This is a genomic window from Mycobacterium bulgaricum (assembly GCF_041287165.2).
In the GTDB taxonomy this organism is placed as follows: Bacteria; Actinomycetota; Actinomycetes; order Mycobacteriales; family Mycobacteriaceae; genus Mycobacterium; species Mycobacterium bulgaricum.
Genome location: NZ_JBGGKV020000009.1, coordinates 1 through 13978, shown reverse-complemented (window position 1 = coordinate 13978; position 13978 = coordinate 1). Strand labels below are relative to the sequence as shown.

7 protein-coding genes are annotated in these 13978 nt (G+C 65.6%); 2 read left to right on the top strand and 5 right to left on the bottom strand.

Annotated features, from left to right (window positions below):
* Positions 1-4: 4 nt before the first annotated feature.
* From ACAG24_RS21475 to ACAG24_RS21465, 3 genes are read right to left on the bottom strand one after another with little or no spacing between them, the layout of a single operon-like run.
* The gene (locus ACAG24_RS21475; protein ID WP_370474597.1) at positions 5-1546 is read right to left on the bottom strand and encodes a tripartite tricarboxylate transporter permease; all 1542 of its coding nucleotides are present in this window, start codon (positions 1544-1546) and stop codon (positions 5-7) included.
* Positions 1546-2064 carry a tripartite tricarboxylate transporter TctB family protein gene (locus tag ACAG24_RS21470; protein WP_370474599.1) on the bottom strand — a complete coding sequence of 173 codons (519 nt, stop codon included), beginning with the start codon at positions 2062-2064 and terminating at the stop codon, positions 1546-1548. The genes ACAG24_RS21475 and ACAG24_RS21470 overlap by 1 nt, the downstream gene beginning before the upstream one ends.
* Entirely contained in the window at positions 2061-3050 is a 990-nt protein-coding gene (locus tag ACAG24_RS21465) for a Bug family tripartite tricarboxylate transporter substrate binding protein (RefSeq protein WP_370474617.1), read from the bottom strand. Before ACAG24_RS21465 ends, ACAG24_RS21470 begins: the two co-directional genes overlap by 4 nt.
* A gap of 101 nt (positions 3051-3151) precedes the next feature.
* Here ACAG24_RS21465 and ACAG24_RS21460 point away from each other — a divergent pair, with 101 nt between their 5' ends.
* Entirely contained in the window at positions 3152-4765 is a 1614-nt protein-coding gene (locus tag ACAG24_RS21460; RefSeq protein WP_370474600.1) for a sensor histidine kinase, read from the top strand.
* A complete protein-coding gene (locus ACAG24_RS21455; protein ID WP_370474602.1) occupies positions 4758-5423 on the top strand; it encodes a response regulator in 666 nt (221 codons plus the stop codon). Before ACAG24_RS21460 ends, ACAG24_RS21455 begins: the two co-directional genes overlap by 8 nt.
* Here the strand turns inward: ACAG24_RS21455 and ACAG24_RS21450 are convergent.
* Together ACAG24_RS21450 and ACAG24_RS21445 are read right to left on the bottom strand one after the other, a co-directional pair.
* On the bottom strand, positions 5420-12316 hold the full coding sequence (locus tag ACAG24_RS21450) for a Calx-beta domain-containing protein (protein WP_370474603.1): 6897 nt from the start codon (positions 12314-12316) through the stop codon (positions 5420-5422). The genes ACAG24_RS21455 and ACAG24_RS21450 overlap by 4 nt on opposite strands.
* 523 nt (positions 12317-12839) lie before the next feature.
* A partial coding sequence (locus ACAG24_RS21445; protein WP_370474604.1) for an HNH endonuclease signature motif containing protein occupies positions 12840-13978 on the bottom strand: 1139 nt, incomplete at its 5' end.

Here is a 13978-nt window from a genome sequence, read left to right as displayed (position 1 = left end):
TCGATCACTGCTGTGCCGCCTTTTCCCTCTGATCCTTGTCGTCCTCGACCACGAGCAGCGTCTCCTCGCTGCGGTTCATCAACCGCAGGATCAGCGGAGCCAGCAGCAGCAGAGCCATCAGCACATAGGTGACGATCGCGACGGGCTCGGTGAACAGGCTGCCCCAGTCACCGCCGCCGAGCTGCAGGCTCTGTCGCAGCTGACGCTCGATGCGGGGACCGAGGATGACGCCGATGATCAACGGCAGCACGGGAAGTCCGAAGCGGCGCATCATCAGGCCCATCAAACCGAAGATCAGCAGCAGGGCGAGATCGAGCGGCTGCAGATTCACTGCGAACGCGCCCAGGGTGGCGAAGAACAGGATGCCCGCGTAGAGGTAAGGCCGCGGGGTACGCAGCAGCTTGGCCCACAGCGGCGCCAGCGGCAGGTTCAGCACCAGCAGCAGGAAGTTGCCGATGAACAGGCTCGCGATCAGCGTCCAGATCAGCAGCGGTTCCTTGTCGAACAGCGTGGGCCCGGGCTGGATGCCGTAGGAGACGAACGCGGTCAGAATCACCGCCGCGGTCGCATTGGTCGGTAAGCCCAGCGACAGCATCGGCACCAAAGTGCCTGCGGCCGAGGCATTGTTGGCGGCCTCCGGGCCGGCGACACCTTCGATGGCACCCTTGCCGAACTCCTCGGGGTGCTTGGACAGCCTCTTCTCGGTGATGTAGCTGAGGAACGTGGGGAGCTCGGCACCGCCCGCGGGCAACGCACCGAACGGGAATCCGAACGCGGTGCCGCGCAGCCACGGCTTCCACGACCGCCCCCAGTCCTGCTTGCTCATCCACGGGCGTCCCACCGGGATGACGTCGGCCGGTCGGCGGCGCAGGTGGGCGGCGACCCAGAGTGCTTCGCCGACCGCGAACACGGCGACGGCGATCACGACGATGTCGATGCCGTCGCTCAGCAGCGGGATACCGAACGTGGCGCGCGGCTGTCCGGTCAGCGAGTCGATGCCGACGATGCCGATCGCGAGACCCAGCAGCAGCGAGATCATTCCGCGCATCTTCGACGAGCCCAGCACCGCGGTGACGGCGACCAGCGCGAACAGCATGATCGCCAGATACGACGGTGCCCCCAGGGTGACCGCGAACCGGGATATGGCCGGGGCGAACGCCGCGAGGAGCGCCGTGCCGATGGAGCCGGCCACGAACGATCCGATCGCCGCGGTGGCCAGAGCCTGGGCCGCACGACCCGCCTTGGCCATCTTGTTGCCCTCGATCGCGGTGATGACCGACGAGGATTCACCCGGCGTGTTGAGCAGGATCGAAGTTGTCGACCCTCCGTACATACCGCCGTAGAAGATTCCGGCGAACATGATGAACGCCGCGCTGGGGCTGACGTTGTAGGTGATGGGCAGCAGTAGGGCGACGGTCATCGCGGGACCGATGCCGGGCAGCACGCCGACGGCGGTACCGAGCAGCACGCCGATGACGGCGTACAGCAGATTCATCGGGGTGGCCGCCTCGGAGAACCCCTGCAGAAGCCAGTCGAGATTTTCCATCACAGAATCCCATCGAGAATGCCTGCGGGCAGCGGGATCCCGAGCCCGGAGTAGAACGCGTAGAAGCTGCCGAGGGCCAGCACGACACCGATGACGATGTTGCGCACGTAGTGCTTGCTGCCGAGCACGGTGGCGCAGCCGGCGAAGAACAGCGCCCCCGCGATGGCCCAGCCCAGCGGGACAACGAGCACGATCAGCAGGATGAAGAGCCCGACGAGCATGCCGACGGTGCGCCAGTCGCTGGGCATGTCAGGGTCGATGTCCTCCCCCGCGTCGGCCTCGCCTCTCGACCCGCGCGGGATCGCGACGGCGAGTACGACGGCCATCACCAGCAGACCGATGCCGATGACCAACGGGAACAGCCGCGGCCCAACAGGATCCACCTTGGCGAAGCCGTCGGCAATACGCAACGCATCGACGATGAGGAAGGCGCCGACGGCGACCATGACCGCGCAGACGACGTACTGCGCATAATCCGGGCGGGCCGGGGCTTCGGGCTTTTCGGTGTGGGTGCTCATACCAGCCCCAGATCCGTCAGCGTCGTCTCGACGCGCTGATCCTGTTCTTCGAGGAACTTCTCGAACGCCTCGCCGGTCATGAAGGCATCCGTCCAGCTGTTCTTCACCAGCGCCTCCTTCCACGCGTCGGTCGCGTGCAGCTCTTCGAGCGCTTTCACCATCGCAGCCTTGTCCTCCTCCGAAATATCTGGTGGCGCAAGGATTCCGCGCCAGTTGGTGAATGTGAGGTCGATGCCGGACTCTGTCAGGGTCGGTGCGTCGATGCCCTCGACACGCTCCTCGCCGGACACCGCCAGCACGCGTACCTGGCCCGTGTCGATCTGATCGCGCAACTCACCGGGGCTTGAGGTCGCCGCGGCGATCTTGTTGCCGAGCAGCGCGGTGAGCAGATCGCCGCCGCCGTCGTAGGAGACGAAGTTGACCTGCTTGGGATCCACGCCGACGACCTTGGCGGTCTCCATCGGGAACAGGTGGTCCGGGCCGCCCGGGCTCGAACCGCCGCCGATGGTGACCGTGGCCGGATCGGCCTTCCACGCCGCGACGAAATCCTGAACCGTCTTGAACGGTGAGTCCGCGGGCACGATGATGCCTTCGGGATCCTCGACCATCTTGGCCAGCGGCGTCGCATCGGACGCGCGGGCCTTGGATCCGTTCGTGTAGGTGGCGCCGACGACGCCGAGACCCATCATCATCATCAGGTCGCCGTTGCCGCGTTCGTTGATCAACCGCGCCATGGCGACGGTTCCGCCGGCCCCGATGACGTTGAACACCTCGATGCGGCCGGTGATGTCGTCGTCTTCCATGATCTTGACGCCGGTGCGCGCGGTGAGGTCGTAGCCCCCGCCTGGACTGTTGGGCACCATCATGCGCAGGCGGTGCAGACCGGATTCTTCGCCGCGGGTGACCCCGCAGGCCGAGAGCAGCAGCGCGGTGATGATCGCTATGGTCAAGCCGATGATCGCGCGCCCTCTGCCGGATGCGAACATGTCGTCCCCAATCACTTGGTTGTGATGCTCAGCAATACTGGACCCGAGCAGTGACCTACGTCACCCATGTGGACGCAAAGGAAATATTGGTCATTAAGAACATGCGGAACGCGGTGGTCGGCCTGCTGCGGGGACGGAGCCTGGCCGGCCAGTTCCTGGTGTTCCAGCTCGTCGTCGTCGCCGTGGTCCTAATTGCCGTGGCTGCGGTGTCGGTGGCGCAGTCCGAGGGCGAATTCCGCGAGGTACGCGGGCAGCGGATGATCACCGTCGCCGAGAACATGGCGTCGACGCCGATCGTGCGCGAGCGGTACAACGATCCGTTCGCATCTCGGACGCTGGCTCCGGAGGTCGACCGCGCCGTCGCACTGTCGGGTGCCAGCCTCGCCGAGATTCTCGGTCCCGACGGCAGCGTGCGCGCGTCGTCGGATCCGTCCCGTGTCGGCGCCACCGCCGATCTGGATGCGAGCCGGGCCGACGAGGGCCGCGCCTGGTACGGCGACTCCGACATCGACGGGCTCCACAGCCTCGTCGGCCAGGTGCCCATCCTCTCCATCGACGGCGACGTCCTGGCGGTCGCCTCGGTCAGCGAGCAGTACCCGTCGGTGTGGGCCTTGCTCAGCGGCGCGGGCGAAGGGCTTCTGGTCTACCTGGGGCTCGGCGCAGCCCTCGGGCTGGTGGCGTCATGGCTGCTGTCGCGGCGCATCAAGCGTCATACGCGCGGCCTGGAGGTCGCCGAGATCGCAAGCCTCGCCGATCACCGGGAAGCACTGCTGCACAGCATCAGGGAAGGGGTGATCGCCGTGAACAACGACGGCGAGATCACGCTTCTCAACGACAGCGCCCAGGATCTGCTCGGGGTGCCGGGAAGCGCGGTCGGGCGCCGGGTGGACGCGGTGGGCATCGACCCGGCGGTGGTGTCGCTGCTGATGTCCTCCGATGACGCCCATGCCGCGAAGGACACGGTGATTGCGACCCGCACACGAGTGCTGGCGCTGAGCCGTCGCGCCGCCACCAGTCAGGGCATGCGGATCGGGACCGTGACCACGATGCGCGACAGCACCGAACTCGCGGCACTGCAGAGCCAGCTGTCGTCACACAAGAGCGTCACCGACACGTTGCGCGCCCAGACCCACGAGTTCGCCAATCAGCTGCACACCATCTCGGGTCTGGTACAGCTCGGCGAGTACGATTCGGTGCGTGATCTGGTGGGCACGTTGACGCGTAGGCGTGCCGAGATCAGTGATGCGGTGACGCAACGGATTTCCGATCCCGCTGTCGCGGCCCTGCTGATCGCGAAAACATCGCTGGCTGCCGAGAGCGGCGTCGTGCTGCGGCTGGACCCGGACTCGCACCTGGCAGCTCTCGACCCGGCAATGGCCACCGACGTGATCACCCTGCTGGGCAATCTGATCGACAACGCGGTGGACGTCTCCGTGGGCGCGCCGGACGCGTCCGTCACCGTCTGCATCGACGACCGGCACGGACTCACGATATCGGTTGTCGACACCGGACCCGGTGTGCCAGAACATCTTCGGGAGGCCATTTTCGCCCGCGGGGTCACCTCCAAGCCGGAGGTTCCCGGCGGGCGCGGCATAGGTCTGGCACTGGTGCGGTTGGTGACGGCGCAACACGGCGGCACCATCGACGTCAGCGACACCCCGGATGGCGGCGCCCAGTTCCTGGTGCGGTTGAGCGCGGTGCCGGGCCATGCGTGACGTGCTCGTCGTCGACGATGACTTCATGGTCGCCGAGATCCACCGCCGGTTCGTGGACCGCGTCGACGGTTTCCAGGCGGTCGGTGTCGCCCGCACCGGCGAGGAGGCGCTGTCGGCGGCACGGGACCTGCGCCCGCACCTCATCTTGCTCGATGTCTACCTGCCGGATATGACAGGCCTGGATGTGTTGCAGCGCTTACGTTCTGAGGCGGATCGCGTGGACGTCATCATGATCACCGCGGCGCGTGAGCTCGACACCGTCCGTGGCGCGCTCGACGGCGGCGCCGCGGATTACCTCATCAAGCCCTTCGAGTTCCCGCAGCTGGAGGCCAAGCTGCTGGCATTCGCGTCCCGCGCCGACGCGCTCCAGTCTGCGGGCGGCGCGGACCAGAATCTGATCGACTCGCTGTTCGGCGGCCCGTCCGTGACACCGGCGAAGGTGATGCCCAAAGGTCTGGGCGCCGAGACCGGTGATCTGGTGCTGGCCGCGGTGCGCGACGCCGGTGAGGTCTCGGCAGCCGAATGCGCCGACCTGGTGGGGATTTCCCGGGTGAGCGCTCGGCGCTATCTCGAGCATTATCTCGGTACCGGCGCCCTGGAGCTCCGTCTCCAGTATGGAGTCGGACGCCCCGAGCGCCGGTACCGGATCGCAAATTAGACGGGGGTCGGCCTGTCGACGATGGTGCCCGCACCGGTGCCGTCGGCGATGGTGGCACCGGTGGGGCTGGAGAGCGTCACGAAGAAGCTTTCGTTGCCTTCGAGTTGTGTGTCCCCGAACACCACCACGGTGATCGTCTTGCGGGTCTCACCGGGTGCGAAGGTCAGCGCGCCTGCCGTCGACGCGTAATCGCTTCCCCCGGTGGCGGTGCCGTTCGACGTGGCGTACCGGACGGTGACGGGCTGGGTCGACGGAGCGGCCAGCGACACCACGAACTGTGCGAGCACGCCGGGGCTGCTGTCGTCGAAGTCGAACTGGATCGACTGGAGGTAGGCCAACTTGTTCGTGTTGACGGTGTTCCAGTCATCGGCGAGGATTCCGCCGGTGTCACGGGAGTTCGGGTTCCACGACCAGAACGTCCACGACATGTCCTGGGTGCCGGCCGCGATGTCGACCGTGCCGTTGTTGTCGAAATCGCCGGACAGGTATGACGTGATGGCCTCGTACCAGACGACGTCCTTCGGATCAGCCATCCTGGTGCCGAACTCACCCAGGTAGATCGGGGCGATGTTCTGCTCGTAGATGTAGCCCCACATCTGCTCGAACTTGTCCGGCAACGCGGCACCGAAGTTCGCCTGCTGGAACCACGGCTGTGCGTACACCGAGTTCGGGTAGTCGTGTGGTGAGTACACGACACGGTTGGGCACGTTCAGCACGATCGGACGATCTTTGACACCCATCAGATTGCCTCCCCACCAATAGGATTGGCCCTGATAGTCTGCGACGCCCTCGACGATGACCAGCCAGTTCGGATTCACCGACAGCACGGCGTTGCCCGCCCGCTCGGCGGCGGCTGCCCAATCGGTGGCGCCCCCGCCGCCCCACGTTCCGCTGTGGGGTTCGTTGTGCAGGTCCGCTCCGATCACCGTGGGGTTGTTCGCATACCGTTGCGCGAGCATCTTCCAGTCGCTGATCCATGCGGCCTCGGTGTAGGAGCCCTCGTACCAGAGGCCGTTGCTGTTCGGGCCTGCGCCCTTGCTGCTGCGGTGGTGGTCGAGGATGACCCGCATTCCGATCTGACCGGCGTAGGCGACGATCTTGTCCATGATCTGCACGGGCGTGAGACCGGCCAGGTCGGGATTCTTCGCGAAGTCGATGCCGTTGGGCGCGGCGGTGGTGTGCAGCATCTCGCTGGAGTAGGCGAGCCGGATGGTGTTGAAATCCAGCGCGGCCATCTGGTTCATCATGTCTTTGTAGTTGCGCGTCCACAGGCCGTGCGGTGCGAACGTCTCGCTCTCCATGCCGAACCAGTTGACGCCGGCGATCTGCACCGGATTGCCTGCCGAGTCGAGGATCTGATTGCCCGACGTCGAGAACCAGCCCGGAGCGACACCGGTTCCGGGCGCGCCCTCGGTCACCGAGGCATCGGAGATGCTCAGCGACACATTCGGCGGGATGTCGTCATTGGTGATGGTTCCGAGGGCGGACCCGTCGGCGATCGTCGCACCGCTGGGCGTCGCCAGCGTCAGCGTGAACGTCTCGTTGGACTCCACGGTGGTGTCACCGGTGATCGCGACCTGGATCTGCTGTGACAGCACGCCGGGGGCGAACGTCACGGTCCCCGACTTGGCGGTGTAGTCGACACCCGCGGTGGCGGTGCCGTTCGACGTCGCGTACGAGACCGTGACGGGCGTGGCCGATGCCTTCGACAGTGTGACGATGAACGTCATTTGAGTTGTGCCGCTGTTGGTTTCGTTCACCGTGGCGTCGGCGACCGAGAGGGACGGCGGCGGTGTGGGGGCGCTCTGTCCGTTGACCTTGATGTTGGTCGCGGTCGCCGAGGCGCCTCCAGGAGACGCCTGGAATCCGAACGTGACGGTCTGGCCCGCTGCGACTGCGGCGTTCCACGTAGCGTTGCGCACCACATAGTGGTATCCGGCGGGGTTGCCGACCCGGCTGACGATCTCGGCGTTCCAGATATTGCCGATCTGCGCCGGGGTGTCGAATTCCACCGTCCATCCGTTCAGGGCCGAGGCTCCCGCGGACACCGTCATGGTGGCTGTGAAGCCCGAACCCCAGTTGTCGTTGACGATCATGGCGGCCGACGGGTTGCCTGGTGTCGGTGTGATGTCGTCGTTGGTGATCGTGCCGGTGGCAGAGCCGTCGGCGATCGTCACCCCGGTGGGATTCGACAGCGTCAGCGTGAACGTCTCGTTCTGCTCGACGACGGTGTCACCGAGGATGACCACCGAGATCTGTTGGGAGGTGACCCCCGCAGCGAACGTCAGCGTTCCCGATGTGGCCGTGTAATCAGTGCCGGCCGTGGCGGTTCCGTTCGATGTCGCGTATGCGATGGTGACCGGCGTCGTGGCGGCCTTGTCCAACGTCACCGTGAACACCAGATTCTTGCTACCGCCGGCCCCTTCGGTGATCGTCGCGTCGGCGACGGAGGCCTTCGGCAGCACCGTCGTCGGGTTCTGTCCGACCGCCACACCGTTGACCACGAAGTTGGTGGCCGTGGCCGAGCCGCCGCCCGGGGAGGCCTGAAAGCCGAAGCTCACCGTCTGTCCGGCTCCGACCTGCGGGTTGTACGCGACGTTGCGGACCACATAGTGGTATCCGGTGGGGTTGCCGACCCGGCTCACGATCTCGGCGTTCCAGATGTTGCCGATCTGGGCCGGCGTGTCGAATTCGACTGTCCAGCCGCTGAATCCGGACGTCCCCGCAGTCACCTCGACCGTCGCGGTGTAGCCCGAGCCCCAGTTGTCGTTCACGGTGTACTTCACCGCGACAGCGCCGGGCGTCGGCGTGGTGCGGTCGTCGTCGGTGATCGTGCCGGTGGCGGTGCCGTCGGCGATCGTCGCACCGATCGGGGTCGACAGCGTCACGATGAACGTCTCATTGGATTCGGCGAGCGTGTCGCCGATGATGTCGACGTGCACGGTACGTGACGTCACGCCGGGCGCGAACTCGATGACACCCGACGATGCGGTGTAATCCGTGCCGGCGAGGGCCGTTCCGTTCGACGTGGTGTAGCGCACCGTCACCGCCTCGGTGGAGGGCTTGTCGAGTGTGACGGTGAACATGAAGTGGGCATGGTCGCCGTTGCCCTCGGACACCGCGAGGTCGGCGATCGAAATCGCAGGCGGCGGACCCGCGATGGGGTTCACCGTCCCGTAGTCGTTGAAAACCGCGCTGTAGCCGCCAGCAGGCGTGTTCGTGCCCGACGTGTTCGTCGTGGCCTGGCCGATAGTGCCGGGCTGGTCCCGGTTGATCGACCACATCGACAGCATGCCCACGCCTTTGGCGCGGGCGAAGTTCTCGAGCGCTTGCGCGTCGGCCGTGGTGAACACCTCGGTGAGGACGTCGTTGACGCCGAGCATCGGGGTGACGCCGAGCTGGTTCCAGCCGAATGTCTGACCATGGCTCGCATACAGCGTGGCCAGTTGCGCCTGGGTCGACTCGGCGGCCTGAATCGCGTAGGCACCCATGGTCTTTGCGTTCGGACCGCTGGTCGGCGCAGCTGACTCGCCGTAGTCCATCGCCATGATGTTGACGCCGTCGAGCTTCACCCCCGCTTCGAGAGCTTTGCGGACGACGTTCACGCCGTCGGCGGTCAACCCGGTGGGCAGGACGGGCAGGGTGTACCAGATTTCGAGCTCGGGCATCTGTTGCTGGAGCAGCCTGAGCGCCTGGGCGTTCAGAGCGATCGACGCCGGCTCGGCCACTGCCGAGCCCTCGATGTCGAAGTCGATGCGGTTGAGGCGGTAGGTGGTGACGATGCCGGCGTACGCGGTGGCCAAAGCCTGGGCTCCGAGTCCGCGGGCGGCGTACCACTGCGCCAGGCTGGTGCCCGAAGCTCCGCCGAGCGAGATCATCACATCACCGCCCGCGGCCTGCAGAGCCGCGATGGATTGGTTGATCGCCTTGGCCTGATCGAACGTGGAATCGGGGGTCAGCGCCGACAGTCCGGCCCAGGCCAACCTGCCGTCCGGCGTCGCCTGCAGGAAACCCAGTGTGAGAAGCGAGGTTCCGCGCTGCTGCGCGATGGCCAACAGGTTGGGCACCGGCCAGGCTCCCATGTCCACGTACGGCGCGAAGAAGGCCTCACCCCAGAGCTCGTCGCCCGGGTTCCCGGAATTGATGCCGCCGACGCCCGGGGTGACGACGGTGTCGTCGTTGGTGATGGTCCCGGTCGCGGAGCCGTCGCCGATGGTCGCTCCTACGGGGTTCGCCAACGTCACGAAGAATGTCTCGTTGGGCTCGACGACGCTGTCGCCGATGACATCGACGTGCACCAGTTGCGAGGTGACGCCCGGCGCGAAGGTGATCGTTCCGGTGGTCGCGCTGTAGTCGACCCCGGCGATCGCGGTGCCGTTGGAGGTCGTGTAGGTGACCGTCACGGTCTGCGTCGAGGCCTTGCTCAACGAGGCGACGAACATGAAATGGCTGTGCTCACCGTTGCCTTCGGCCACCGACAGATCGGCGATAGAGATGCTCGGCGGGGTGGTGGGCATCTGGTCGACGTCGTCGTTGCGGATCGTGCCCGTGCCCGAGCCGTCGGCGATGGTGGCGTTGACCGGCGAGGACAGCATGAGGGTGAGCTGTTCGTCGAGTTCGACGAGGGTGTCGCCGTTGACCGTGACGTTGACCGTCTTCGAGGTCTGGCCGGGCGTGAAGGTCAGCGACCCGACCGCCGGCGCGTAGTCCCCGCCCGCCGCGGTGGCGGTGCCATTGCTGGTGCTGTAACTGACCGTCACCTGTTCGGTGGAGGCCTTCGACAAGGTGACGGTGAACGTCATCAACGTCGTGCCGCTGTTGCCTTCCGACACGCTCGCGTCGCTGACGGAGAGCTTCGGCTGCGTAACTGTCTGTCCTGCACCGTAGATGAGGTTGGCCCACTTGGTGCGGGCCCCGTCGTCGAGCGCCACGATGTTGCTCGTCGTGAGCTCACCGATCGCGACGCCGGTGAGTGTGTAGGACTGGTTGTTCGCGGTGATCGCGATCTTGGTCGAGCCGCTGACCTCGGTGACGTCGAACTCGTGCGCTTTGAACCAGCCGAAGTCGAGTTTGTCCTTGCCGGGGTCGAAGTTCAGCGCGATGTGGCTGCCGTACAACCAGTCGATCTTGGTGGTGGTGCCGGTTTGGCCTGTCGGTGGTTGACCGGTGCCTGCGGTCGTCGGCCACTTGTCGGTGCCGGCGATGGCCACACCCTGGGGTAGCACCTGGGAGTCGGGAACGGTACCGATGCCGAGTTGCTGATGCAGGCGGTCCTCGCGGACCTGAGCGCTGTGGAAGATGAAGTTCTTGGCGGTGAGGCGGCTTGTGGTGACGCCCTGCAGGATCAGCGCCTGCCCGGTGCCCGCGTTGGAAATGACCACACCGTCGGGGGTGTCGTTCATGAAGAGTTGCTCACGGGTCCCGAAGTAACGGAAATCCACCACGTCGGTGGCCGCATTGAACGTCACGCGATCGATCTGGCCGACCTCGTGGGAACGCGCGTACACGGTGTTCGACTTCGGGGTGATGCCCTGCTCCCAGGCCAGCGCACCGGAGAGGTCCTGGCGCAGGTGGTCGTTGATGATCGGGGTGAAGCTGTCGACGGTGAGTTGGCTCAACGAAACACCCTGCAGGACTGCCGTTTCGCCGGACCACGGGTTTCGGAAGCCGACACCCTCGGGGGTGTCGACGACGATGAAGTTGTGGACGGACACGTCGCCGAGGTCGAGTTTGTCCTTGGCCGGATCGAAGCCGACGATGTCGGAACCCGACGTCGTTATGTGGTAGACCGTTCCCGTCGTGGCGGCGGTGGCGGTGGCCGTCGCGCTCCTGAGCGCGCTCGGCCGCGACATGGTTTGTGTGACAAATCCGTTGGCGTCCAGGGCAACCGTGATGGGCACCTGGGTTTTGGTCGGTGTGACCGAGATGAGGTGGAAGCCGGCGTCGCGCACCTGGATGACGAACGTGTCTGCGCCTGCGCCCATTCGGGGATCGGCGGTGTAGGTGAACTTTCCGGCGCCGTCGACCTCCACAGTGCCACGGGTGGGCTGCTGAATGATCGAGTAGACGAGCTTGTCCCCTTCGGGGTCGGTCGCAGTCAGGAGGCCGGTGACAACACCGGGAGTGGTCTGGCTTGTCGACGCGAGGGCAGCCGACGGGCCGTTGTTGGCGAAGAGCTTGTCCATTTCGCGGCGGATCGCGCCGAACACGGCGGTCACGAACTCGAACGCCGGCAGAGGTGCTGTGCCGTTGCCGGCTGTCGTTCCGATGCCGAGGAGATCCAGGAATTTCGAGACGATGCTTGCGATTCCGCTGGTCTGCGTGGTCTGCGTGATGGGCGCCGACTCGGGGAACGACACCGCGACGGTGTCGTCAAGTTCGTACGTCGGCTCGTCGGTCGGGTCCGTCGCGGCGAGTTTCGCGGGTGAACCGTCGGGTTCCGGCTCGGCCTCAACTTCCGCGTCTGCGGCGTCGGGAGCGATATCGTCGACGACGGTTCTCGTGTCTTCCGTGTCTTCCGTGTCTTCCGTGTCTTCCGTGTCTTCCGTGTCTTCCGTGTCTTCCGTGTCTTCCGTGTCTTCTACGACCCTGCCGTCGGGTTCTTCCATATCCGTTGCGCCATAACTTGCTTCGGACTCGGCTTCAGGTTCGGCGTCTGTGTCCGCCGGGGATTCCGCGGGTTCGTCGTCGGCGTCGTCGGCGTGGCCTGGGTCCTCGGACTGTTCGTCCGCTGCGGCATCGCGCGTTTCCAACGGCGACACATCCCTCTTGGTCGTACCTCGCGTCTCGGCGGTCGTTTCCGACCGGGAGTCACCTGCGGTGGCGTCTTCGGAGGTGTCGGCTGCCGCGACGGCCGGCCCGGCCAGCCCGATGCCGAGGGCTACAGCTAACACTCCGACACGACCCACAAATCTTCCATAACCCATCAGCAACTCACTCCCATCCATCCATGGCCCGCGGCCCGTGGGGCTGTGGCTAATACCGTCCAAGGTTGCGAAGGTGAAATTGACGGCTTCGAAATGCATAGAACACCAGTCTCGTCGGCACGTCAAGCAACGGTTACTGACACAGGCCGCGCCGGACGGACTACACCCGTGCAAATGGTGCCGAGAATGCATTGTTAGTCGATTTACCTGTGTAAATCTGCTTTACACAGGGCCCATCCCCACGGTTGGCGAACGCCTCCGATTCGCCACCCAATGGCCCTCCAGGTGTGCCTAGCGAACTAGGCACTCACCCGATTGTCAAAACTTTGAACACCGAGGTCGCCCACGCCAAGATTCGCTACAGCGAACGATGCAGCGTCACAGGCGCTTGCCGATTGCGCATCTCGGCCACCAAAAAGAGTTCCTGGGCAAAATTGATGTCGCTGCCGTAAATGCTTCTAGGCTTACGCAGCAAAGTCGAATACCTCAGCTAGAAGGGTGGTGGGTCGTCGTCGTGGTCGGCTGGTCTTGGCGGGTGTCCGCGGTGCTCTGGTATGGCTGTTGGCGGGGTTTCGGTTTGGGCTTGGCGGTCGAGGCGGTTGAGGCGTCGTTCGGTGGCGATGTAGGCGGCCCGGTTCTGGGCGCGGCTGGTTGGGCGGGTGGGCATCTTGAGGTGCCGGCCCTGCGGGGTCGGTGACGGTGTTGCCTGCGTGGGGGGTGGCGGTGCGGGTGGGGTGGTGATGTTCCAGTCGGCAAACAGCAAGGTGCTCAACGGTTTTGTGGTATAGCGGAGCCCGGCGGGGGTGGTGACGGTCACGGTGCCGTCGGGGTGTTGACGGTCTTTCCAACCGGGCACGAACGTTTTGATCAGGTGGTGGGTTCGGCAGTAGGCCTTGGTGTTGGCGGGGTGGGTAGCTCCGGCGGGCCAGGGCTTGGTGTGGTCGATGTCGGCGTGGGTGGCGGGACGGTTGCAGCCGGGGAAGCGGCAGGTGATATCGCGGGCGTGGACGAAGCGTTGCAGCGCCGCCGAGGGCCGATAGCCCGGCTCGGTTGTGAGGCAGGACGGGTCGACAACCCGGATGCGGGCGCCGCCGATGATCAATTCGGCCAGCAGCGGGGCCGGCACGATCGAGGACTTGAAACTCGGAATCAGCGCCGCCTTGAACCGCTTGGACGGCTCAGCGCCCTCAGCCTGCGAATCTGCCACGGCGTCGACGACAGGATCAACCTCCGACTCGGCGTCCGCGACGACGAGCTCAACCTCAACGGCGGTCGCTTCCGCCGCGGGCTCGGCCTGCGCAGCAGCAGGCTCACCATTGACCGGCTCTGAGTCTGGCCCGGCGGCCGCGGGCTCGGCCGGGGCCGGGGTTGGCTTCGCAGTCGCGGGCTTCGCCGAAGTCCTGGAACGGCGTGGTGCTTCGCCGTGCATCTCGGGATCGGGATCAGCGTGTAGGGAATCCTGTTCGGCGATCACATTGATCACGATCGAAGAAACCCGGCCGTCATCGATTTTGGCTTTGCAGTCCGGATCGGGGCACTGGCACGCGAGGAAGAACAGGCCTTTCCCGAACACTGCACCGACCGCATCAGCACGGCGCTGATCCATCGTGCGCGGGTCGTGTCGACACG

Bases quoted from the DNA above. Each gene is read 5' to 3' on its own strand.
- ACAG24_RS21475 (WP_370474597.1), bottom strand. From the start codon at position 1,546: ATGGAAAATCTCGACTGGCTTCTGCAGGGGTTCTCCGAGGCGGCCACC.
- ACAG24_RS21470 (WP_370474599.1), bottom strand. From the start codon at position 2,064: ATGAGCACCCACACCGAAAAGCCCGAAGCCCCGGCCCGCCCGGATTAT.
- ACAG24_RS21465 (WP_370474617.1), bottom strand. From the start codon at position 3,050: ATGTTCGCATCCGGCAGAGGGCGCGCGATCATCGGCTTGACCATAGCG.
- ACAG24_RS21460 (WP_370474600.1), top strand. From the start codon at position 3,152: ATGCGGAACGCGGTGGTCGGCCTGCTGCGGGGACGGAGCCTGGCCGGC.
- ACAG24_RS21455 (WP_370474602.1), top strand. From the start codon at position 4,758: ATGCGTGACGTGCTCGTCGTCGACGATGACTTCATGGTCGCCGAGATC.